The sequence below is a fragment of the Geodermatophilus sp. SYSU D00867 genome (assembly GCF_054050315.1).
Genome location: NZ_JBJGZC010000016.1, coordinates 55,496 through 77,555, shown reverse-complemented (window position 1 = coordinate 77,555; position 22,060 = coordinate 55,496). Strand labels below are relative to the sequence as shown.

Annotated in this window: 18 protein-coding genes and 1 pseudogene; 7 read left to right on the top strand and 12 right to left on the bottom strand. The window is 75.7% G+C overall.

Annotated features, from left to right (window positions below; all coding sequences use genetic code 11):
• Nucleotides 1-108 precede the first annotated feature (108 nt).
• The 3 genes from ACI8AK_RS16185 (at nt 109) to ACI8AK_RS16175 (ending at nt 2,396) form a co-directional block, all read left to right on the top strand.
• Nucleotides 109-1,260, top strand: a complete 1,152-nt coding sequence (locus ACI8AK_RS16185) for a sensor histidine kinase (protein WP_456957089.1) — start codon at nt 109-111, stop codon at nt 1,258-1,260.
• Entirely contained in the window at nt 1,257-1,910 is a 654-nt protein-coding gene (locus tag ACI8AK_RS16180) for a response regulator (protein ID WP_456957087.1), read from the top strand. The genes ACI8AK_RS16185 and ACI8AK_RS16180 overlap by 4 nt, the downstream gene beginning before the upstream one ends.
• Before the next feature lie 81 nt (nt 1,911-1,991).
• On the top strand, nt 1,992-2,396 hold the full coding sequence (locus ACI8AK_RS16175; RefSeq protein ID WP_387993334.1) for a hypothetical protein: 405 nt from the start codon (nt 1,992-1,994) through the stop codon (nt 2,394-2,396).
• A 71-nt stretch (nt 2,397-2,467) separates the two neighbouring features.
• Here the strand turns inward: ACI8AK_RS16175 and cimA are convergent, their stop codons facing one another.
• The 3 genes from cimA to serA form a co-directional block, all read right to left on the bottom strand.
• On the bottom strand, nt 2,468-4,060 hold the full coding sequence (gene cimA, locus ACI8AK_RS16170) for a citramalate synthase (RefSeq protein WP_387993337.1): 1,593 nt from the start codon (nt 4,058-4,060) through the stop codon (nt 2,468-2,470).
• A gap of 238 nt (nt 4,061-4,298) precedes the next feature.
• Nucleotides 4,299-5,321 (bottom strand): 3-isopropylmalate dehydrogenase, encoded by a 1,023-nt coding sequence (locus ACI8AK_RS16165; protein ID WP_387993340.1) that lies wholly within the window; start codon nt 5,319-5,321, stop codon nt 4,299-4,301.
• A gap of 15 nt (nt 5,322-5,336) precedes the next feature.
• Entirely contained in the window at nt 5,337-6,938 is a 1,602-nt protein-coding gene (gene serA / locus ACI8AK_RS16160) for a phosphoglycerate dehydrogenase (RefSeq protein WP_387993343.1), read from the bottom strand.
• Nucleotides 6,939-7,133: 195 nt separating this feature from the next.
• Here serA and ACI8AK_RS16155 point away from each other — a divergent pair, with 195 nt between their 5' ends.
• Nucleotides 7,134-7,940, top strand: a complete 807-nt coding sequence (locus ACI8AK_RS16155; RefSeq protein WP_387993346.1) for a hypothetical protein — start codon at nt 7,134-7,136, stop codon at nt 7,938-7,940.
• A gap of 112 nt (nt 7,941-8,052) precedes the next feature.
• The gene (locus ACI8AK_RS16150; RefSeq protein WP_387993349.1) at nt 8,053-8,679 is read left to right on the top strand and encodes a hypothetical protein; all 627 of its coding nucleotides are present in this window, start codon (nt 8,053-8,055) and stop codon (nt 8,677-8,679) included.
• A gap of 66 nt (nt 8,680-8,745) precedes the next feature.
• On the opposite strand, the gene ilvC is transcribed toward ACI8AK_RS16150, so the two are convergent.
• The 5 genes and pseudogenes from ilvC to ACI8AK_RS16125 form a co-directional block, all read right to left on the bottom strand.
• Nucleotides 8,746-9,771 (bottom strand): ketol-acid reductoisomerase, encoded by a 1,026-nt coding sequence (gene ilvC / locus ACI8AK_RS16145; protein ID WP_387993352.1) that lies wholly within the window; start codon nt 9,769-9,771, stop codon nt 8,746-8,748.
• 45 nt (nt 9,772-9,816) lie between these two features.
• Nucleotides 9,817-10,344, bottom strand: coding sequence for an acetolactate synthase small subunit (gene ilvN, locus ACI8AK_RS16140; protein ID WP_387993355.1), 528 nt, complete (start codon nt 10,342-10,344; stop codon nt 9,817-9,819).
• 91 nt (nt 10,345-10,435) lie between these two features.
• Nucleotides 10,436-12,304 (bottom strand): acetolactate synthase large subunit, encoded by a 1,869-nt coding sequence (locus ACI8AK_RS16135; protein ID WP_456957086.1) that lies wholly within the window; start codon nt 12,302-12,304, stop codon nt 10,436-10,438.
• 297 nt (nt 12,305-12,601) lie between these two features.
• Nucleotides 12,602-13,936, bottom strand: coding sequence for a putative bifunctional diguanylate cyclase/phosphodiesterase (locus ACI8AK_RS16130; RefSeq protein WP_456957118.1), 1,335 nt, complete (start codon nt 13,934-13,936; stop codon nt 12,602-12,604).
• 18 nt (nt 13,937-13,954) lie between these two features.
• Nucleotides 13,955-14,206, bottom strand: a pseudogene (locus ACI8AK_RS16125) (PAS domain S-box protein); the annotation flags it as partial.
• A gap of 277 nt (nt 14,207-14,483) precedes the next feature.
• Here ACI8AK_RS16125 and ACI8AK_RS16120 point away from each other — a divergent pair.
• On the top strand, nt 14,484-15,029 hold the full coding sequence (locus ACI8AK_RS16120; RefSeq protein ID WP_456957084.1) for a hypothetical protein: 546 nt from the start codon (nt 14,484-14,486) through the stop codon (nt 15,027-15,029).
• A 238-nt stretch (nt 15,030-15,267) separates the two neighbouring features.
• On the opposite strand, the gene ACI8AK_RS16115 is transcribed toward ACI8AK_RS16120, so the two are convergent.
• Together ACI8AK_RS16115 and ilvD are read right to left on the bottom strand one after the other, a co-directional pair.
• The gene (locus tag ACI8AK_RS16115) at nt 15,268-17,985 is read right to left on the bottom strand and encodes a putative bifunctional diguanylate cyclase/phosphodiesterase (protein WP_456957083.1); all 2,718 of its coding nucleotides are present in this window, start codon (nt 17,983-17,985) and stop codon (nt 15,268-15,270) included.
• 75 nt (nt 17,986-18,060) lie between these two features.
• Entirely contained in the window at nt 18,061-19,764 is a 1,704-nt protein-coding gene (gene ilvD, locus ACI8AK_RS16110) for a dihydroxy-acid dehydratase (protein WP_456957081.1), read from the bottom strand.
• Nucleotides 19,765-19,844: 80 nt separating this feature from the next.
• On the opposite strand from ilvD, the gene ACI8AK_RS16105 reads away from it, so the two are divergent.
• Entirely contained in the window at nt 19,845-20,681 is an 837-nt protein-coding gene (locus ACI8AK_RS16105; RefSeq protein ID WP_387992640.1) for a helix-turn-helix transcriptional regulator, read from the top strand.
• On the opposite strand, the gene ACI8AK_RS16100 is transcribed toward ACI8AK_RS16105, so the two are convergent.
• Nucleotides 20,663-21,043, bottom strand: a complete 381-nt coding sequence (locus ACI8AK_RS16100; protein WP_456957080.1) for a PH domain-containing protein — start codon at nt 21,041-21,043, stop codon at nt 20,663-20,665. The two genes, ACI8AK_RS16105 and ACI8AK_RS16100, sit on opposite strands and share 19 nt — an antisense overlap.
• A gap of 46 nt (nt 21,044-21,089) precedes the next feature.
• On the bottom strand, nt 21,090-22,049 hold the full coding sequence (locus tag ACI8AK_RS16095; protein WP_387992634.1) for a 2-hydroxyacid dehydrogenase: 960 nt from the start codon (nt 22,047-22,049) through the stop codon (nt 21,090-21,092).
• Nucleotides 22,050-22,060 lie beyond the last annotated feature (11 nt).

Here is a 22,060-nt window from a genome sequence, read left to right as displayed (position 1 = left end):
GGTCGCGGGGCCGGAGGCCCCTGGCCGGGACGGCGTGGCGTGGCGTGGCGTGGCTCAGCGGAACGGGGGACGGCCTCCGGCCGCGGTGTCGGCCGGAGGCCGGCGACGGTGTTGACCCCGGCGCGGCGGCGGCGCGACAGTGAGCGGGCGACCCGCGCGCTCGCGGTGCTGACCCTGCTGGCGCTGCTCACCGTCGCGGTCGAGGCCACCGACGACCCGCACCCGCTGCTCGCCGTCGCCCTCGGGACGACGTACGCGGCTCACAGCCTGGTGACGTTCCCGTGGCTGGCCTGGCAGCCGGCCCCGCGCCGGTACTGGCTGACGGCCGGGCACGTCTGCCTGCAGCTGCCGCTCGGGGTCCTGCTGTTCGGCGCGGCGCACGCCGGCGTCGGGGCGACCCTCCTGCTGCTGGTGCTGGTGGCCCAGTGCGTGCTGCTGCTCCCCCTGCCCGCCGCCGCTGCGGTGACGCTGGTCGTGCCGCTGGTGCACCTCGGGATGGGGTGGGCCGACTTCGCCCGCAACGCGCTCGGGCTGCTCGGCGCCGCGGTGTTCACCGCCGTCGTGACCGCGCTGCTGCAGCAGGCGCAGCGGGCGCGGGCGGAGCTCGCCGAGGCCAACGAGCTGCTGCGCGGGTACGCCGCCCAGGCCGGGGAGCTCGCCACGACGCGGGAGCGCAACCGGCTGGCCCGCGACATCCACGACGGCCTCGGCCACCACCTGACCGTCGTCCAGATGCAGGTGCAGGCCGCCCGCGCGGTGCTGCCGACCGATCCGGCGCGCGCCGACGAGGTGCTCGCCAAGGCCCAGTCGCAGGCGAGCGAGGCGCTGGCGGAGGTGCGCCGGTCGGTGGCGACGCTGCGGGCGCCGGTGTCCCGCCCGCCCCTGCGCGTGGCGCTGGAGACGCTGACCGGCGAGGCCGCGGCCGCGGGGCTGCCGGCCACGCTCGAGGTCAGCGGGCCCGAGCGACCGCTGCCGGAGGAGACCGAGGAGTCGCTGTTCCGGTCGGCGCAGGAGGGGCTGACCAACGTGCGCAAGCACGCCGGCGCGACCTGCGCGCGGGTGACGCTGGTCTACGGCGGGGACGGCACCGTGCGGCTGGCGGTCCGCGACGACGGCCGCGGCATCCCCGACACCCCCGGGGACCGGCCCACCTTCGGCCTGCTCGGGGTGCGCGAGCGCGCCGCCCGGGTGGGCGGCCGGGTCACCGTGGGGCCGTGCGGCGGAGCAGGCACCGAGCTGCTGGTCGAGGTGCCCGGGTGAGCGCCGTCCGCGTGCTCGTCGTCGACGACCAGGCCCTGTTCCGGGAGGCGCTGGTCACCCTGCTCGGCGCGCGGCCGGAGGTCGAGGTCGTCGGCGAGGCCGGGGACGGGCACGAGGCGCTGGAGCGGGCGGCGGCCGTGCGTCCCGACGTCGTCCTCATGGACCTGCACATGCCGGTGCTGGACGGGATCGGCGCGACCCGCCGGCTGCGGGTGGAGCAGCCGCACGTCCGGGTGCTGGCGCTGACCACCTTCGACGACGACGAGGACGTCTTCGCCGCGCTCCGCGCCGGCGCGCTGGGCTACCTCCTCAAGGACGTCTCCTCCGACCGCCTGGTCGAGGCGGTGCTGTCGGCCGCCCGCGGCGAGTCGGTGCTGCAGCCGTCGGTCGCGGCCAAGGTGGTCGCCCGCTTCGCGCAGCTCGACGACGCCCCGCGACCGCGGCCCCAGCCGCTGGTCGTGCCGCTGTCCGACCGCGAGCTCGACGTCCTCCGGCTGCTGGCCGAGGGCCGCAGCAACCGGGAGATCGCGCGGACGCTGTACCTGGCGGAGGGCACGGTCAAGAACCACGTGACGAGCGTGCTGGGCAAGCTCGGCGCCCGGGACCGCACGCAGGCGGCACTGCGCGCCCGCGCGCTCGACCTGGTCTGAGGCCGGTCACGCCGGACCGTGACCGGCGGCCGTGACCTCCGGCACGTGGCGGGGACGGCACCGCGCCCGACCCTCTCCGGCATGACGACGCAGACCCCTCCCGGGCAGACCCCCACGCGCACCCGGCACACCTGGCACCTGGTCCGCCACTACCTGGAGATGGTCGTGGCGATGGTCGCCGGCATGGTGGTCCTCGGCCCGGTCGGGACCTGGCTCTGGCCGGGGCTCGACGACCGCGCCGACGTCCACGCGATCGTGATGGCGACCGAGATGGCGATCGGGATGGCCGCCTGGATGCGCTTCCGCAGGCACTCGTGGCCGGCGATCGCGGAGATGTCCGCGGCCATGTACGCGCCGTTCGCCGTCCTGCTGGTGCCGTACTGGACCGGGACCGTCTCGGCGCCGGCCCTGTTCACCGCCGGGCACGTGCTGATGCTCCCGGCGATGGCGCTGGCGATGTGGTGGCGCCTCGACGAGTACCACTGACCTCGTCGGCCCACCGGCCGACACCGCGACCAGGTGCCGTCCCGGCCTGCGCTGAGCCCACCCCCCGCGGCCTAACGGTGGCGGACGGCGTAGGTCAGCGCGTCGACCAGCGCGTGCCAGGAGGCCTCGACGATGTTGTCGTGGACGCCGACGGTGGTCCACTCCCCCACGCCGTCGGTGGTGTCGACGAGCACCCGGGTGGTCGCGCTGGTGCCGCCCTTCCAGCCGAGGATGCGGACCTTGTAGTCGGCCAGCGAGACGTCGGCCAGCCGCGGGTACCGGCTGACCAGCGCCTGGCGCAGCGCGTTGTCCAGCGCATTGACCGGGCCGTTGCCCTCGCCGGTGCTGATGATCCGCTCGCCGTCGACGTGGACCTTCACCGTCGCCTCGCTCATGACGACGCCGTTGGCCCAGTGCTCGACCGTCGTCCGGTAGCTCTCCAGCTCGAACAGCGGGGCGGGGGCGCCGGGCAGCTGGGAGCGCAGCAGCAGCTCGAAGGAGGCGTCGGCGGCCTCGAACGACCAGCCCTCGGCCTCGAGCACCTTGACCTGGTCCACCACCCGGCCGACGGCGTCGGCGTGCCCCTCGAGGTCGACGCCGAGCTCGCGGCCCTTGAGCTCCACCGAGGCGCGGCCGGCCATCTCGGTGACCAGGATGCGCATGTCGTTGCCGACGACGGCCGGGTCGAGGTGGTTGTAGAGCTCCGGGCTGACCTTGATCGCGCTGGCGTGCAGGCCGGCCTTGTGGGCGAACGCCGAGGCGCCGACGAAGGGCTGGTGGTCGTCGGGGGCGATGTTGGCCAGCTCAGCGATCGCGTGGCTGACCCGCTGCAGCTCGGCGAGGCACTCCGGGGGCACGACCGGCAGGCCCATCTTCGTGACCAGGTTGGCCACCAGCGCGAAGGTGTCGGCGTTGCCGGCCCGCTCGCCGTAGCCGTTGGCGGTGCCCTGCACGTGGGTCACCCCCGCCTCGACGGCGGCCAGCGAGTTGGCGACGGCGCACCCGGTGTCGTCCTGGCAGTGGATGCCCAGCCGGCCCTCCACCCGCGACCGGACGTCGGCGACCACCCGGGCCACGCCCATCGGCAGCATCCCGCCGTTGGTGTCGCACAGGACGCCGACCTCCGCGCCCGCGCCGAACGCGGCCCGCAGCACCGCCACGCCGTAGTCGGGGTCGGCGGCGTAGCCGTCGAAGAAGTGCTCGCAGTCGAGGAACACCCGGCGGCCGTGGGAGACGAGGTGGGCGACGGTGTCGGCGACCATCGCGAGGTTCTCCTCGAGCGTGGTCCGCAGCGCCTCCCGCACGTGCCGGACGTCGGACTTGGCGACCAGGCAGACCACCGGCGTCTCGGCGTCGAGCAGCGCGCGCACCTGCGGGTCGTCCTCCACCCGGACGCCGGCCTTGCGGGTGGCGCCGAACGCGACCAGGACCGCGTGCCGCAGCTTGAGCTCGCTGCGGGCGCGGGCGAAGAACTCGGTGTCCTTGGGCAGCGCCCCCGGCCAGCCGCCCTCGATGTAGCCGACGCCGATCTCGTCGAGCAGCCTCGCTGTGGCGAGCTTGTCGGCGACGGAGAAGCTGATCCCCTCGCGCTGGGCGCCGTCGCGCAGCGTGGTGTCGAAGACGTGGAAGTCGGTGCTGACGGCGGTCGGGCTGTCGGTGGCCACGGGTGCTCCCGGGGGGTCGACGGCGATCAGGCCCCTGACACGAGAAAGACCCCCCGGGTACGGAGGGTCTGCGCGCGGTCGGGGGTGCTGACCGCGCGCTAGGCGATGATGATCGTGCCGGACAGGTGCATCGCCGCGGAGTCTAACGCCGCCGACCGCACGCGGCGGTGCCCGGCCTCACCGTGCGGGGCGGGGCCGGGCACCGCACGGCGAGGTCCGTGCCGGTCCAGCTGCCGGTTCAGCCGCCGGCGAGGGCGGCCAGGCGGTCGCCGACCTCGGCGGTGCGGACCTGCGCCTGCGGGTCGCGGGTCGACAGGTCGAAGGCCACGGCGGCGTTCACCTTGCGGGCGAGGTCGGCGGAGCCGAGGTGCTCGAGCAGCAGGCCGACCGACAGCACGGTCGCCGTCGGGTCGGCGATGCCCTTGCCCGCGATGTCCGGCGCCGAGCCGTGCACCGGCTCGAACATGCTCGGGTTGGTGCCCGAGGCGTCGAGGTTGCCGCTGGCGGCCAGGCCGATGCCGCCGGTGACCGCTGCGGCGACGTCGGTGACGATGTCGCCGAAGAGGTTGTCGGTGACGATGACGTCGTAGCGGCCGGGGTCGGTGATGAAGAACATCGAGGCCGCGTCCACGTGCTGGTAGGCCACGGTGACCTCGGGGAACTCCGCCGACACCTCCTCCACCGTCCGCGACCACAGCGACCCGGCGTGGGTGAGCACGTTGGTCTTGTGGATCAGCGTGAGGTGCCGGCGCGGCCGCGCGGTCGCCCGCTCGAAGGCGTAGCGGACCACCCGCTCGACGCCGAAGGCGGTGTTCAGGCTGACCTCGGTGGCCACCTCGTGCGGGGTGTCGCGGCGCAGCACGCCGCCGTTGCCGACGTAGGGACCCTCGGTGCCCTCGCGCACGCAGAGCATGTCGATGGTGCCGGGGTCGGCCAGCGGGCTGCGGACGCCGTCGTAGAGCCTGGCCGGGCGCAGGTTGACGTGGTGGTCGAGCTCGAAGCGCAGCCGCAGCAGCAGCCCGCGCTCGAGGATGCCCGGCGGCACGCCCGGGTCGCCGATCGCGCCGAGCAGGATCGCGTCGTGCCCGCGCAGCTCCTCGAGCACGGAGTCCGGCAGCAGCTCGCCGGTCCGCTGCCAGCGGGCGGCGCCGAGGTCGTAGGGCGTCGTCTCCAGGTCGGGGGCGACGGCGCCCAGGACCTTGAGGCCCTCGGCCACCACCTCGGGACCGATGCCGTCCCCTGCGATCACAGCCAGGCGCATGACGACGACCCTAGGTCAGCGCGGGTCGAGGTCCGCGGAGCGGGCCTCGCGCGCCCCGATCCGGCCGGCGATGCCGGCGAGCAGGTCGGGGGCCACCGGGCTGTCGACGACGACCGCCATGAGCGCCTCGCCGCCGCGGGTGGTGCGGCTGACCTGCGCCCCGGCGATGTTGATCCCGGCCTCGCCCAGCGCCGCGCCGACGGTGCCGACGACGCCGGGCCGGTCGGTGTAGACGAAGAACAGCAGGTGGCCGGACAGGTCGAGGTCCATGTCGAAGCCGTCGACCTCGACCAGCTTGGGCACCTGGTTCTTGCCGAACAGCGTGCCGGAGACGCAGACCTCGCGGCCGTCGGCCATCGCGCCGCGCACCCGGACGAGGTTGCGGTAGTCGGGGCTGTCGAGGTCGCTGGTGAGGGTCACGTCCAGGCCGCGCAGCTGGGCCAGCAGCGGCGCGTTGACGTAGGTGACCTGCTCCTCGACGACGTCGGCGAAGACGCCCTTGAGCACGGCCAGCTGCAGCACCGAGTCGTCGAACTCGGCGAGCTTGCCGCGGACCTCGACGGTGACCGACTGGGCCAGCCCCCCGGCGACGGCGGTGAAGACCGTGCCCAGCCGCTCGGCCAGCGGCAGCCCGGGCCGCACGTCCTCGGCGACGACGCCGCCGGCCTGCACGTTGACCGCGTCCGGCACGAACTCGCCCTGGAGCGCCAGCCGCACCGAGTGCGCGACGGCGGTGCCGGCCTTGTCCTGCGCCTCCGCCGTCGAGGCGCCCAGGTGCGGGGTGACGACGGTGTTGGGCAGCGCGAACAGCGGGCTGTCGGTGGTGGGCTCGGTCGCGAAGACGTCGATGCCGGCGGCGCCGACCTGGCCCGAGCGCAGCGCGTCGGCGAGCGCGGCCTCGTCGACCAGCCCGCCGCGGGCGGCGTTGACGATGATCACGCCGCGCTTGGTGGTGGCCAGTTCGGCGGCGCCGATGAGCCCCAGCGTCTCCGGCGTCTTGGGCAGGTGGATCGTGATGAAGTCCGCCTCGCGGAGCAGCTCCTCCAGCGACACCATCCGGACGCCGAGCTGCGCGGCGCGGCCGGGTTGGATGTAGGGGTCGTACGCGATGAGGGTGGTGCCGAAGGCGGCCAGCCGCTGCGCGACGAGCTGGCCGATGCGGCCCAGGCCCACGACGCCGACGACCTTGTCGGTGACCTCGACGCCCATGAACTTCGAGCGCTGCCAGGCGCCCCGGCGCAGCGACGCGTCGGCCGCCGGGATCTGCCGGGCGGCGGCCAGCAGCAGGGCGACGGCGTGCTCGGCGGCGCTGACGATGTTCGACGTCGGGGCGTTCACCACCATGACGCCGCGCTCGGTGGCGGCGCTGACGTCGACGTTGTCCAGGCCGATCCCGGCCCGCGCGACGACCTTGAGGTTCGGCGCGGCGGCGAGGGCCTCGGCGTCGATCCGCGTGGCGCTGCGGATCATGACCGCGGCGGCGTCGGCCAGCGCCGGGAGCAGGGCGGACCGGTCGGCGCCGTCGACGTGGCGGATCTCGACGTCGTCGCCGAGCACCCCCAGCACGCTCGGGGCCAGCTCCTCGGCGATCAGGACGACGGGCGCGCTCGCGGTCACGGGTCCACAGCCTAGGGAGGCGGGTGTCCGGGCGGGGTCCCGCGTCCGGGCCGCCCGTGATCACCGGGCGGTGACGGTACGCACCAGCCGCCACGACACCCCCGCCGCGGAGGGAGGGCCGCTTGCCCTGCCGGGTGGCCCCCCCGCACGCTGGGCGCGACGCGCCGGGACGAGCCGGCGCCTCCGGAGGAGACCATGACCGACTTCAGCAAGGACAGCGGCGGGGCCTCGGCCTCCGGCCAGGGCCAGCCCCAGGACCCCTCGTACGGCCAGCAGTACGGGCAGCAGGGCCAGGGCCAGCAGGACTACGGCCAGCAGGACTACGGCCAGCAGTACGGGCAACCGGGCTACGGGCAGACCCAGCCGTACGGCCAGCAGGGCTACGGCCAGCAGGGCTACGGCCAGCAGGGCTACGGCCAGCAGTACGGCCAGCAGGACTACGGCCAGACCCAGCCCTACGGGCAGCAGTACGGCCAGTACGGGCAGCCGGCGCCCTACGGCCAGCAGTACGGCCAGTACGGCCAGGACGGCGTCCCGGCCAAGCCCGGCGGCGTCGTCACCGCGGCCGTCCTCGGCTTCGTGCTGGGGGCGATCGGCGTCCTGATCAGCCTGCTGCTGGTCTTCGCCGGCGCGGTGGCCAGCAGTGCCGGCGACGAGCTGGACAGCGAGATCCCCGGCTTCGGGTCGGTCGCCGGCGCGGTCGGCGGCGTGATCCTGGTCTTCGGCCTGGTCGCGCTCGTCTGGACCGTCGTCATGATCTGGGGCTCGGTGTGGGCGCTCACCGGGCGCAGCCGCGTGATGCTCCTGGTCGGCGGCTCCATCGCCCTGGCCTTCACCCTGTTCGGCCTGATCGGCAACCTCGCCGACGCCGACACCGCCGGTGCCGGAGGGATCGTCACCAGCCTGCTGTTCTTCCTGGCGGCGCTGGCGATCGTCGTGCTGCTGTCCATGAAGCCGGCCGCGGCCTTCTTCGCGGCACACCGCGCCCGCCGCGGTCGTTGAGTCCGTCCGTGGGGGGACGTCGCGTCGGCGGACCCCCGCGGACGCCAGCGAGCCCCTACACTCCGCCGCCGACCGCCGACAGGGCGGAGCCACCTCCAGGAGGAACCCGAGCATGACCAGCCCCAGCTTCGACAAGAACACGCCGCCGGGGGGTCAGCCCGGGTACGGTGCGCCCGGCGCCCAGCCCTACGGCCAGCAGCCCTACGGCCAGCAGCCCTACGGCGCCCAGCCCTACGGCCAGCAGCCCTACGGCGCCCAGCCCTACGGCCAGCAGCCGCACGGCGACCCGGCCCCCTACGGCGGCGGCTTCGGCGGCCCCTCCCCGTACGGCGGCGGCCCGGCCGGGCAGCGTCCCGGGCAGGTCACCGCAGCCGCGGTGATCGGCGTCGTCATCGGCGGCCTGGGCTCGCTGTTCGGCCTGCTCGCCGTCCTGGGGATCGGCGTGCTGTTCGCGCTCAGCCCGCTGCTCGGGATCATCACCCTGCTGGCGGTCGCCACGGCCGTCGTCGTGCTGGTCGGCGGCATCCAGGTGCTCACCGGCAAGTCGCCGCGGCTGCTGCTCCTCGGCAGCTACGCCTCGATCGGCATCCAGCTGCTGACGCTGGTCATCTCGCTGGCCGTCGGCGGCGGCTTCGAGTTCTCGGCGCTGCTCGGCTTCGTGCTGCCGGGCCTGATCGTCTTCTTCCTGCAGCAGCCGCAGTCCAAGCAGTACTTCGCCTCGCGCGGCCTGGCGTACTGACCTCCTCCGCACACGCAACGGCCCCCGCTGCCGGCAGGCAGCGGGGGCCGTTCGCGTCGCGGGACGCTACGAGCGGGCGGCGGTGCCGGTGTAGTCGTCGGAGGCCGACACCCAACTCATCAGGCCGCGGAGCCTGCGGCCGGTCTCCTCAATCGGGTGTGCCTCGGCCTCGGCGCGGCGGCGCTTGAAGTCCGGCGCCCCGGCGTCCTGGTCGGCGATGAAGGCCGCGGCCCACGAGCCGTCCTTGATCGCGGCGAGGACCTCCTTCATCGACTCCTTGACGCGGGCGTCGATGATCTTCGGGCCGGAGGTGTAGTCGCCGTACTCGGCGGTGTCGGACACCGACCAGCGCTGCTTGGCGATGCCGCCCTCGTACATGAGGTCGACGATCAGCTTGAGCTCGTGCAGGCACTCGAAGTAGGCGACCTCGGGCTGGTAGCCGGCCTCGGTGAGGGTCTCGAACCCGGCGGTGATCAGCGCGCTGGCGCCGCCGCAGAGGACGGCCTGCTCGCCGAACAGGTCGGTCTCGGTCTCCTCGGCGAACGTCGTCCTGATGACGCCGGCGCGGGCGCCGCCGATGGCCTTGGCGTAGGACAGCGCCAGCTGCAGGGCCTGCCCGCTCGCGTCCTGCTCGACGGCGACCAGGCAGGGCACGCCCTTGCCGTTCTCGAACTCGCGGCGGACGAGGTGGCCGGGGCCCTTGGGGGCGACCATCGCGACGTCGACGCCGGCCGGGGGCTTGATGTAGCCGAACCGGATGTTGAAGCCGTGGCCGAAGAACAGCGCGTCGCCGTCCTGGAGGTTCGGCTCGATCGACTCGCTGTACAGCGTCCGCTGCACGTGGTCCGGCGCGAGGATCATGATCAGGTCGGCCTCGGCGGCCGCCTCGGCCGGCGTGACGACCCGCAGGCCCTCGGCCTCGGCCTTGGCCCGGCTCTTGGAGCCCTCGGGCAGGCCGACGCGGACGTCCACCCCCGAGTCCCGCAGCGACAGGGCGTGCGCGTGGCCCTGGCTGCCGTAGCCGATGACGGCGACGGTGCGCCCCTGGATGATCGACAGGTCGGCGTCGTCGTCGTAGAAGATCTCGGCCATGCGGTGCGTGCTCCTTCGGTTGTTCTCGTGCGGGGGGTGCGGGGGCTAGGCGCTGCGGTCGACCGGGCGCAAGGTACCGGCGCCGCTCATCGCGCGCGGACCCCGGCCGAGGGCCACCGTGCCCGACTGCGCCATCTCCTTGATCCCGAGCGGGGCGAGGACGGCGAGCAGGGCCTGCAGCTTGTCCGGGGTGCCGGTGGCCTCGAGGGTCACGGTGTCGGTGTTGACGTCGACGACGCGGGCGCGGAAGAGCTCGGCGGTCTGCAGCACCGTCGTGCGCTCGGCCATCGGCGCCCGCACCTTGACCAGCAGCAGCTCGCGCTGGACCGCGGCGCCGCCGTCCAGTTCGACGATCTTGATGACCTCGACGAGCTTGTTGAGCTGCTTGGTCACCTGCTCCAGCGGCGCGGACTCGGCGTCGACGACGATCGTCATCCGCGACAGGTCGGGGTTCTCGGTCGGCCCGACGGCCAGCGACTCGATGTTGAACGCGCGCCGGCTGAACAGCGCCGAGACGCGGGCCAGCACACCGGCCTTGTTCTCGACCAGGACCGACAGGGTGTGGCGGGTCATCTGTGAAGAACCTGCTTCCGATTCGTCGTTCGGCCCCGTTCCAGGGGCCCGCCGCGGGCGTGCGAGTGGTGGGGAGGAACGGGGTCCTCCGTCAGACCTGGTCGTCGCCGAAGACCGGGCGCAGGCCGCGCGCGGCGAGGATGTCGTCGTTGCTCGCGCCCGCGGCGACCATCGGCCACACCTGGGCGTCGTGGCCGACGACGAAGTCGATGACCACCGGCGCGTCGTTGATCGCCATGGCCTTCTCGATCACGGCGTCGACGTCGTCCTTGGACTCGCAGCGCAGGCCGACGCAGCCCATCGCCTCGGCCAGCATCACGAAGTCGGGGATGCGCACCGGCTTGGGCCGGCCCTCGTCGTCCACCGGGTGCAGCTTGGTGTTGGAGTAGCGGCCCTCGTAGAAGAGGGTCTGCCACTGCCGGACCATGCCGAGGTTGCCGTTGTTGATGATCGCGATCTTGACCGGGATGCCCTCGATGGCGCAGGTGGCCAGCTCCTGGTTGGTCATCTGGAAGCAGCCGTCGCCGTCGATGGCCCAGACCGTGGTCTCCGGGCGGCCGTACTTGGCGCCCATGGCCGCGGGCACGGCGTAGCCCATCGTCCCGGCGCCGCCGCTGTTGAGCCACGTGCCCGGCTTCTCGTACCGGATGAACTGCGCGGCCCACATCTGGTGCTGGCCCACGCCGGAGGCGTAGATCGCGTCCGGGCCGGCGATCGTGCCGAGCCGCTCGATGACGTACTGCGGCGACAGCGAGCCGTCCTCGGGCCAGTCGTAGCCCAGCGGGTAGCGCGCCCGCCAGTCGTCGAGCTGGGCCCACCAGGCGGCGAGGTCGGGCGTGCGGCCGGCGGCGTGCTCGGCGCGCAGCGCGGTCACGAGCTCCGCGATGGTCTCCTTCGCGTCGCCCACGATCGGCACGTCGGCCCGGCGGTTCTTGCCGATCTCGGCGGGGTCGATGTCGGCGTGGACCACCAGCGCGCCGGGCGCGAAGGAGGACAGCTGGCCGGTCACCCGGTCGTCGAAGCGGGCGCCGAGGGCGACGAGGACGTCGGCCTTCTGCAGCGCGGTGACCGCGGCGACGGTGCCGTGCATGCCGGGCATGCCCAGGTGCTGCGGCGAGCTGTCGGGGAACGCGCCGCGGGCCATGAGGGTGGTGACGACCGGCGCCCCGGTGAGCTCGGCGAGCTCCGCCAGCTCCTCGGTGGCGCGGGCCTTGAGCACCCCGCCGCCGACGTAGAGGACCGGCCGGCGGGCACCGGCGATCAGCGCGGCGGCCTCGCGGACCTGCTTGCCGTGCGGGCGGGTGGTCGGCTTGTAGCCGGGCAGGTCCAGCCGCGGCGGCCAGGAGAAGTCGGTGGTCGCCTGCAGCACGTCCTTGGGGATGTCGACGAGGACCGGGCCGGGGCGGCCGGTGGCGGCCAGGTGGAACGCCTCCGCGATCCGCTGCGGGATCTCCGCCGGGTCGGTGACCAGGAAGTTGTGCTTGGTGATCGGCATCGTGATGCCGCGGATGTCCGCCTCCTGGAAGGCGTCGGTCCCGATCGCGCCGCTGGGCACCTGGCCGGTGATCGCGACGATCGGCACCGAGTCCATGTAGGCGTCGGCCAGCGGGGTGACCAGGTTGGTCGCGCCCGGGCCGGAGGTGGCCATGCAGACGCCGACCCGGCCGGTGGCCTGCGCGTACCCGGTGGCCGCGTGCCCGGCGCCCTGCTCGTGCCGGACGAGGACGTGCCGCACGCGCGAGTCGAACAGCGGGTCGTAGGCGGGCAGGATCGCGCCGCCCGGGATGCCGAAGACGACGTCGACGCCCACGGCCTCGAGCGAGCGGACCAGGCTCTGCGCGCCGGTGATGCCGGTCGCGGGCTCGGCGGCGGACTCGGCGATCGAGCGGGCCGTCGTCTCGACACCGGTGAGGGCCTCGGCGGCCTCTCGGGTGGCGGACTCGCTCGGGGTGCTGGTCATGCGGGGCGTCTCCTGTGCCGGACGGGCGGGACGGGCGTGCGGTTCCGGGTGTCTGCTCGGTGTCGCCCGGGTGCGGGGAGGCTCCCGGCTGTCCGCCGGGCCGGCCCCGCCCCGGGCCTCGTGCCAACAAAAAACCCCTCGTGCCGTGGGCACAGAGGGGCGTAGCGCGTCGGTCGGGCGACCGGCGCGCTAGGCGACTACGAGGAGCAGGCGGGCGGAGGTCACGCGGACACTGTGCGCCTCGACCGCCGCGACGTCAACCAGGCTGTCCCACACAGTGGACTCGTGTCGTCCGTCTCATGGGACGGCGACGGGGACCGGGCCGTCCAGCGGGGCGGGGTCGAAGGCGTCGACCAGCGCCGGCAGCGCGGGGCCGGGGACCGGCCGGCCGATCAGCCAGCCCTGCAGGAACCGGCAGCCGAGCGCGGTGAGGACGGCCATCTGCTCGCGGGTCTCCACGCCCTCGGCGACGACGTCCATGCCGAGCGTGCGGCCGAGGTCGACGACGCTGCCGACCAGCGCCGCGCCGCGCGGGTCGGTGTCGATGCCGGACACGAAGCCGCGGTCCATCTTCAGCACCTGCACGGGCAGCCGGGCGAGGTAGGCCAGCGACGAGTAGCCCTTGCCGAAGTCGTCGAGGGAGACGATGCAGCCCAGCGCGGACAGCTCGGCGAGCTCGGCCAGCAGCCGCTCGTCGTCGTCCATGAGGACGCTCTCGGTGACCTCGACCATCAGCAGGTGCGTGGGCAGGCCCGAGCGCTGCAGGGCACGGGTGACGTCCTCGACCAGGCAGCGGGCCTGCAGGTGGCGCACGGAGATGTTGACGCCGAGCTTGAGGTCGCGGCCCTGCTCGACGAGGCGGGCGTGCTCGGCGGTCGCCGTCTGCAGCACCCACCGCTGCAGCGGCACGATCAGCCCGTCCTCCTCGGCCAGGCCGATGAACTCCTCCGGCGGCACGGGGCCGAGCACCGGGTGGTCCCAGCGCACGAGGGCCTCGACGCCCAGGACGCGGCGCTCCGCCACGCCGGCGACGGGCTGGTAGACCACCCGCAGCTGGCCCCGCTCGATGGCGGCGGGCAGGTCGCGGGCCAGCCGGCTGCGGCGGGCGGACTCCTCCACCAGCGCCTCCCCCGAGGCCCGGACGCCGTTCTTGCCCTGTGCCTTGACCGTGCGAAGCGCGAGGTCGGCCTCCCGCACGGTCGCCGAGGCGTCGGCGCCGGCGACCACCTCGGTGACGCCGACGCTGGCCGAGGTGCGCAGCACCGGGCCGGCGCCCTCCGGGTCGCCGGGGGCGGCGTAGCGCTGGGTGCGGTCCAGCCGCGCGACCAGCCGCTCGGCCAGGGCCAGCGCCTCGTCGGGACCGGCGTCGACGACGAGGGCGAACTCGTCGCCGCCGAGGCGGGCGACCAGGTCCCCGGCGCGGGCCTCGGCGCGCAGCGAGTCGGCCACCTCGCACAGCAGCCGGTCCCCCGCGTCGTGCCCGGCGACGTCGTTGACCGCCTTGAAGCCGTCGAGGTCGAGCAGCAGCACGCAGGAGCGCCGGCCGCGGGAGGCCTGGGTCAGGGCGCCGTCGAGGGCGGCCATGAAGCGGGCGCGGTTGGGCAGCCCGGTGAGCGAGTCGGTGTAGGCCAGCCGCTCGAGCTCGCGCTGCCCGGCGCGGCGCTCGGTGACGTCGCGCAGGTGCAGCACCAGCCCGTCGCCGGACCGGCGGCCCGCCGCGGGGGCGGCGCCGGACACCTCGACGTCGCGCCAGGTGCCGTCGGCGGCGCGCAGCCGGCCGGCCGCGGGCAGGCCGTCGGGCGTGCCGTCGCGCAGGGCGGCGGAGACGCGGTCGAGCAGGTCCCGGTCCCCCGGGTGCAGCAGGCCGGGCAGCACCCGGCCGATCAGGTCCTCCTCCGCGACGCCGAGCCGCTCGGCGACCGGGCCGGTCGCGGGAGGTGACCCGGCCGGAGCCGTCGAGGACCAGCGTGACGGCGTCGCCGCTGTGCACCAGCGCGCGGAACCAGCCCTCGGTCCGCTCCAGGCGGCGGGTCAGGGCGGCGGCGTCCCGGGCCCAGTACAGCGTCCGCGCCGAGGTGAGGAGCACGAGCACGAAGGTCGCCGCGGCCTCGGCGGCGGGCAGCGGGCGGCCGGCGACGGTGCCGCCGGCGACCGCGAGCAGCGCGGCGGTGGCCGCGCCGTGGGCGAGCACGCCCCCGCGCAGGGGCAGCGTGCGGCGGCCGGCGTCGGCGACGGCGTGCGCGCCGGCGTCGGCCCGGGCGGCGCGCAGGCCGGCGGCGAGCACGGCCAGCCAGCCGAGCACGACGACCACACCCCATCCCGGGGCGGTGCCCGCCGACGTGCGGCCGAGCGCGCCGCCGACCGCGACCAGCGACATGGCGACGAAGGCGGCGAGCAGCCAGCCGGCGGCGCGGCGGCGGGCCTCGGGGACGGCGGTGAGGGTGACCAGGCCGATGCCGCACAGGAGCGCCCCGACCAGCGGGTGACCGGCCGCGATCAGGCCGCTGCCCGGCCCGCCGGTCCGGGCGACGAGGTCACCGAGCAGCACGCAGCCGAGCAGGGCGACGGCGACGGTGACGACGACGCCGTCGAGCAGCACCCGCGTGCCGAGCCGCCGGTGCGAGCGCGGCGGCAGCAGCAAGACGGCCGCCCCGACGGCGACCGGGACGCCGAGCAGCGTCGGGAGGTCCTCGACGCCGCCGGTGGCGAGGTCGCGACCGGGTGAGGCGAGGGCCAGGGCCTGGCCGAGCGCGAGCAGCGCGCCGGCGGCGGACAGCGCCCACCAGGGCCGGCCGGCGCGCCCCGGCATCCGGGCGGCACAGCGGGCGAGCGCCGCGGCCGAGGCGGCGGACGCCGTCCCGAGCGCGGCGGGCACCAGCCAGGCGGGCGCACCGGTGAGCAGGCCGGCGACGGTGACGACGCCGAGGACCGCCAGCAGGACCTGGACCGCCGGTGCGGCGCGGTCAGCCACGGCCGCCGGCCCGGACCGTGGAGGGCTCGACCGGCGGGACCGGGTCGGCCGAGGAGCCGACCAACCCCGGCCACAGCTGGCCGGCGCCGTCGCGCAGCAGCCGCACGAGGTCGGCCAGCGGCAGCGGGCGGGACAGCAGGAAGCCCTGCGCCTGGTCGACGCCCAGGCCGCGCAGCGCGCCGAGCTGGGCCGGCGTCTCGACGCCCTCGGCGACGACCTGCAGCCCCAGGGACCGGCCGACGGTGACGACCGCCTCGCACAGCGCGCGGCTCTGCCGGTCGCGGTCGACGCGGGAGACGAAGGACCGGTCGAGCTTGAGCACGTCGACCGGGAGCCGGGTGAGCAGGCCCAGTGACGAGGAGCCGGTGCCGAAGTCGTCCAGGGCCACGTGCACGCCCATCAGGCGCAGCGCCTCGGCGTCGACGGCCACGGAGTCCCCCTCGGCCAGCACGGTCGACTCGGTGACCTCCAGGACCAGCCGCTCGGGCGCCAGGCCGGAGGCGGAGAGCGCGCCGGCGACGTCGTCGACGAGGGTGCGCTCGGCCACGTGCGCGGCGGAGACGTTCATGCCGATCCGCAGGGGCCCGCCCCCGCCGGCGGGCAGCACGGCGGCGGCCGCGGTGATCTCCCGCAGCGCCCAGCGCTGCAGCTCCCCGATGACCCCGGCCCGCTCGGCGATCGGCACGAACTCCCGCGGCGGGACCTCCCCCAGCTCCGGGTGCCGCCAGCGCAGCAGCGCCTCGACGCCGGAGACCCGCTTGTCGGCCATCGACACCACCGGCTGGAAGGCCAGCCACAGCTCCCCGCGGCCGGCGGCGCCGGGCAGGTCCGCGCGCAGCCGGTCGCGGCGGGCGGCGGCCGCGCCGAGCGCCGGCGTCCAGCAGGTGGCGCGGGCCGAGCGGGAGGCCCGGGCGGCCGCGACCGCGAGCTCGGCGCGGGCGCCGACCTCGGCGGCGCCGGTCCCCGGCTCGACGACGACCACGCCGACGGCGGCGGTGAGGTCGAAGACGCCGGCGGCGGTGGTCACCGGCTGCTCGAGCACGGCCAGGCAGCGGTCGGCGAGCAGCGCGGCGGTGTCGCCGTCGCCCTCGGCCAGGACGGCGAAGGTGCCGCCGACGAGCCGGGCGACGACCTCGTCGCCGCGGACGGCGGCGCGCAGCCGGCGGCCCAGCTCGACGAGGACGGCGGCGACGGCGTCGCGGCCGGCGTGCTCGCGGACCTCGTCCAGGCCGGCGACCTCGAGGAGCAGGACCGCGGACCCGGCGCGGGCGGTCGCGGGCTCCAGGGCCGCGTCCCAGCCGGCCCGGTTGGGCAGGCCGGTGAGCGCGTCGGTGAACGCCAGCTCCTCCAGCGCCCGCTCCCGGGCCACCCGCTCGGTCACGTCGCGGCAGTGCAGCACCACCGAGGCGACCGCCGGGTCGGCGCGCAGGTCGGAGACGCTGGCCTCCAGGCAGCGCCGCGCGCCGCCCGCGTCGCGGACGTGCAGCGTCACCAGCCCGTCGGTGCCGGCGTCGGTGCCGGCGCCGGCGTCGGCACCGAGGACCCGGCGCAGCGCGGCGGCGTCCGCGGGCTCCAGGGTCCCGGGCCGGTTCGCGGCACCCGAGAGCACGTCGCGACCGAGGAGCTCCGCCGGCGTGGCGCCGACCAGCGCGGCCATCGCCGGCGAGACCCAGCCGACGCGCAAGCGGCCGTCGAGGACGAGGACGGCGTCGCGGCCGGAGTGCAGCAGGTTGCGGAAGTAGGCCTCGTCGCGGCGCAGCCGGGCGCCGCGACGGTGGTCCTCGTGGGCGGTGACCCAGCGGTGTGCGGCCGCCAGGCCCACGCAGGCCAGCGCCCCGGCGAGGGTGACCGCGGTCGGCCGGGTGCCCAGCGCCAGCGACACGACGACCAGCGCGACCACGGCCACCAGTGCCAGGTGGGGCAGCACCGACCGCAGCGGGTCGGTGCGGCCGTCGGCCGCGCGGCGGGGGACGTCGGGGCCGGTGCCCGGGTCGAGCAGGCGGGCGAGGACCAGCACCGCCAGGCCGACGACGACGGCCACGCGGGTGACCGGGACGACGTCGTGCGCGCCGAGCAGCGTCGCGGAGGTGGCGGCGCCGCGCGCGGCGCAGAGCAGGACCAGACCGCCCAGCAGCACCGCGGCCATGCGCCGGCGGTGCGCCTCGACCGCCCCGAGGACGGTGAGGCCGGCGGCCATGGTGGCGGCCGCGGCCACGACCGCGGCGCCGAGGACGAGCTGGGCGCCCAGGGACAGCGCCGACCAGCTGTTGCCCGGGCCGACCAGCAGGAACTGCATGACGGCGAGCGCGGCGACGCCGAAGAGGGCGAGCTCGAGCGTCGTCCGCGGGCAGGTGCGCCGCAGGCTGGACCGCTCGACCATGCCGAGCAGGGCCACGACCACGAGGACGTAGCCGGGGACCGTGGGCAGCCAGCGCAGCACCACCGCGGACAGCACGGGGTCCGGCCGGGCCGTGCTGGTCAGGACCAGGCCGAGGACGGGGAACAGCGCCGCGGCGGCCAGCACCCGCCACGGCGGGGCGGAGGGGTCGCCGGTCCGGCTCAGCGCCAGCAGCGCGAGCGCGGTGAGCAGCCCGGCCAGGCCGGTGACGGCGTCGGAGACCGGGTCCAGCGCGGGCACGGCGACCGCCAGGGCGCACGCCGCCGCGGCCGGCACGGCGCACGCCAGCAGCCACCCGATCCGCCTGTCCACACCGGGGGTGTCGGCAGCGGCGCCCCCCGGGGACAGGCCCCGGGGAGCGCCCTCACCCCATCGGGGTGCCCGCGGTCAACCGCAGATCGCGCCGTTCGCCGCGGAGCCGACCAGCTTGGCGTACTTGCCGAGGACGCCGGTGGTGTAGCGCGGGGGCAGCGGCGCCCAGCCCGCGCGGCGGCGGGCCAGCTCGTCGTCGTCGACCAGCAGGTCCAGGGTGCGGGTGGTGAGGTCCAGCCGGACCGGGTCGCCGTCGCGGACCAGCGCGATCGGGCCGCCCTCGGTGGCCTCCGGCGCGACGTGGCCGATGCACAGGCCGGTGGTGCCGCCGGAGAACCGGCCGTCGGTGAGCAGCAGGACGTCCTTGCCCAGGCCCGCGCCCTTGATCGCGCCGGTGACGGCGAGCATCTCGCGCATGCCCGGCCCGCCCTTGGGCCCCTCGTACCGGATGACGACGACGTCGCCGGCCTGCAGCGTGCCCTCGGTGACCGCGTCCATCGCGCCCTGCTCGCCGTCGAAGACCCGGGCGGTGCCCTCGAAGACGTCGCGGTCGAAGCCGGCCGACTTCACCACGGCGCCCTCGGGCGCCAGCGAGCCGCGCAGGATCGTCAGGCCGCCGGACCTGTGGATGGGCTGCGCCATCGCGTGGATGATCGCGCCGTCGGGGTCCGGCGGGGCGATCTCGGCGAGGTTCTCCGCCATGGTCTTCCCGGTCACGGTGAGCGTGTCGCCGTGCAGCAGTCCGGCGTCGAGCAGCGCGCGCAGGACCACCGGGACGCCGCCGATGCGGTCGATGTCGGTCATGACGTACCGGCCGAAGGGCTTGACGTCGGCCAGGTGCGGCGTGCGGTCGCCGATCCGGTTGAAGTCGTCGAGGGTGAGCTCGACCTGCGCCTCGTGCGCGATGGCCATGAGGTGCAGGACGGCGTTGGTGGAGCCGCCCAGCGCCATGACCACGGTGATCGCGTTCTCGAACGCCTCCCTGGTCATGATCTGCCGCGCGGTGATGCCCTTCCGCAGCAGGTTGACGACGGCCTCGCCGGAGGCGACGGCGAAGGCGTCGCGGCGGCTGTCGGGCGCCGGCGGGGCGGCGCTGCCGGGCAGGCTCATGCCCAGCGCCTCGGCGACGCTGGCCATGGTGTTGGCGGTGTACATGCCGCCGCAGGAGCCCATGCCGGGGCAGGCGGCGCGCTCGACGGCGGCCAGCTCGTCCTGGGTGATCAGCCCGCGGGCGCAGGCGCCGACGGCCTCGAAGACGTCGATGATCGTCAGGTCGTCGCGGTCGCCGAGCCTCCCCGGCAGCGTCGAGCCCGAGTAGAGGAAGACGCTGGCGAGGTCCAGCCGGGCGGCGGCCATGAGCATGCCCGGCAGGGACTTGTCGCAGCCGGCGAGCAGCACCGAGCCGTCGAGCCGCTCGGCGAACATGACCGTCTCCACCGAGTCGGCGATGACCTCGCGGCTGACCAGCGAGGCGCGCATGCCCTCGTGGCCCATGGAGATGCCGTCGGAGACCGAGATGGTGCCGAACTCCAGCGGGAACCCGCCGGCGGCGTGCACGCCCTCCTTGGCCCGCTTGGCCAGCCGGTCCAGCGAGAGGTTGCACGGGGTGATCTCGTTCCACGACGAGGCCACGCCGATCTGCGGCTTGTCCCAGTCGTCGTCGCCCATGCCGACGGCGCGCAGCATGGCCCGGGCCGGGGCCTTGGTGATGCCGTCGGTCACCTCGCGGCTGCGCGGCTTGACGTCGGCGGTGGTGCGGGGGTCGTCCACGGTCGTCACGCCCGCGAGCGTAGGCGCGGTGCCGGGGCGCTCCCAGACGCCGTCGATACTGGTACCGACACCACCACCCGGGAGCCGCCGTGTCCGCCACCGCCCGCCGGGAGCTCGGCGAGTTCCTGCGCTCGCGCCGCTCCCAGGTCGACCCGCGCGTCACCGGCCTGCCCGCCGGCGGCCCCCGGCGCACGCCGGGGCTGCGCCGCGAGGAGGTCGCGCTGCTGTCCGGGGTGAGCTCCACCTGGTACACGTGGCTGGAGCAGGGCCGCGACATCCGCCCGTCCCGGCAGGTGGTCGACGCGCTGGCCCGCACGCTGCGCATGACCCCGGCCGAGCACGGCTACGTGCTGCGGCTGACCGGCCACGGCGGCGCCGCACCCGGCGACCCCGACGGCGGGATGCCCGGCCACGTGCAGCGCCTGCTGGACGCGCTGGGCCCCTCCCCCGCCTACGCCATCACCGCCGACTGGTGGATCGCCGGGTGGAACCGCGCCTACGCGCGCTTCTACCCCGGGGTGGCGGCCGCCCCCGCGGACCGGCGCAACCTCCTGGAGCTGGTCTTCACCGACCCGGCGGTGCGGGCGCTGCTGGCGGACTGGGCCGGGGACAGCCGGCGGTTCCTCACCCAGTTCCGCGCCGAGGTGGGCCCGCGGCTGGCCGACCCGGCGGTCGTCGACCTCGTCGCCCGGCTCGAGGCGGCCAGCCCGGAGTTCCGCGCCGGGTGGGCCAGCCACGACGTCGACCGGTTCAGCTCCGCCGAGCGCCGCTTCGAGCACCCCGAGGTGGGCAGCCTGCTGCTGGAGCACCACCAGCTCACGCCCGCCGACGCCCCCGGGCTGCAGCTGGTCGTCTACACCGCGGCCGAGGGCAGCGAGAGCGCCGGGCGGCTGCGCGCGCTGGCGGGTCAGGCCGCCGGGGGCTGAGGGACGTCGAAACGGCCGCCGGACCACCCCGCCAGCCGCGGCAGGTCGCGGGCCCGCAGGACCGGCAGCGGCACCTCCCCGCCGCCGGTGGTGACCAGCCGCAGCCGGGCGTTGCGGCCCACGCGGATGCCGGCCAGGTCGTCCCAGGGCACCCGGCGCTGCCCGACCAGCCCGCGCGTGGTGATCGCCTCCTCGTCGACGTCGACGCCCACCCGCAGCACCCAGACCGCCGCCAGCAGCGGGAGCAGCAGGACGAGCGCGGCCCACGGCGAGGCGGCGGCGAAGGGCAGCACGCAGACGGCGAGGAAGACGATGGGGAGCAGCGCGACCCGGCTCAGCCGCATGCGCGCGAGGGTTGCCACGTCCCCATGATCCCGCGTCGCCGGACCCCGTTCCCGTGATCCGGCGTCAGTAGTCGCCGACGACGTCGGCCAGGGGTTCCCCGGCCAGCACGCGGCGCAGCTGCGCGACCACGGCGGCCTCCGCGCGGGCGGCGGTCTGCGGCACCGCCCCGCCCACGTGGGGGGTGAGCAGCAGTCCGGGCGCCGACCACAGCGGGTGCCCCTCGGGCAGCGGCTCGGGCTCGGTGACGTCGAGCGCGGCGCGCAGCCGGCCCGCGGTCAGCTCGGCCACCAGCGCGTCGGTGTCGACGACGACCCCGCGGGCGGCGTTGACCAGCAGCGCGCCGTCCCCCATCGCGGCGAGGAAGTCCGCGTCGACCAGGCCGGTGGTCTCCGGGGTGACCGGCACGACGAGGACGACGACGTCGGCGTGGGGCAGCAGCCGCGGCAGCTCGTCGGTGCCGTGGACGCCGTCGCGGGCGGTGCGGGCGACGTAGGTCAGCTCGACGTCGAAGCCGGACATCATCGCGCCGATCCGGCGGCCGATGTCCCCCGCGCCGACGACGAGCACCCGCGCGCCGACCAGCGAGGAGAACGTGCCGGGGCTCCACCGGCCGGCGTCCTGCGCGCGGACCAGGTCGGGCAGGCCGCGCTGGGCGGCCAGCGTCGCGGCCAGCACCCACTCGGCCGTCGACGGCGTGTGCGCGCCGCGGGCGTTGCACAGCACGACGCCCTCGGGCAGCCGGCCGACGAACCGCTCGGCGCCGGCGCTGACCAGCTGGACCAGCCGCAGCCGCGGGAGCGCGTCGAGGAACGCCTCGTCCGGGCTCGCGCCGCCGCTGGGCGGCACCCACACCTGCGCCCGCGCGGCCTCCTCCGGCGGCGGGCCGTCGGCGGGGTCGGCGCGGAAGGCGCGCACGCGCGGGGACAGCGCCTCCACCGCCGCGGCCATCTCCCGGGTGGGCACCAGGACGGTCAGGGTCTCGTCGGGGCCGACGACGTCGGACCCGCGGATCTCGGGAGCCACGGCTCCCGACC

What these genes read in the sequence shown, in the direction of transcription:
- ilvC (WP_387993352.1), bottom strand. Translation starts at nt 9,771, where the DNA reads ATGGCCGAGATCTTCTACGACGACGACGCCGACCTGTCGATCATCCAG.
- ACI8AK_RS16135 (WP_456957086.1), bottom strand. Translation starts at nt 12,304, where the DNA reads ATGACCAGCACCCCGAGCGAGTCCGCCACCCGAGAGGCCGCCGAGGCC.
- ACI8AK_RS16165 (WP_387993340.1), bottom strand. Translation starts at nt 5,321, where the DNA reads ATGCGCCTGGCTGTGATCGCAGGGGACGGCATCGGTCCCGAGGTGGTG.
- ACI8AK_RS16150 (WP_387993349.1), top strand. Translation starts at nt 8,053, where the DNA reads ATGACCAGCCCCAGCTTCGACAAGAACACGCCGCCGGGGGGTCAGCCC.
- ACI8AK_RS16155 (WP_387993346.1), top strand. Translation starts at nt 7,134, where the DNA reads ATGACCGACTTCAGCAAGGACAGCGGCGGGGCCTCGGCCTCCGGCCAG.
- ACI8AK_RS16175 (WP_387993334.1), top strand. Translation starts at nt 1,992, where the DNA reads ATGACGACGCAGACCCCTCCCGGGCAGACCCCCACGCGCACCCGGCAC.
- ilvN (WP_387993355.1), bottom strand. Translation starts at nt 10,344, where the DNA reads ATGACCCGCCACACCCTGTCGGTCCTGGTCGAGAACAAGGCCGGTGTG.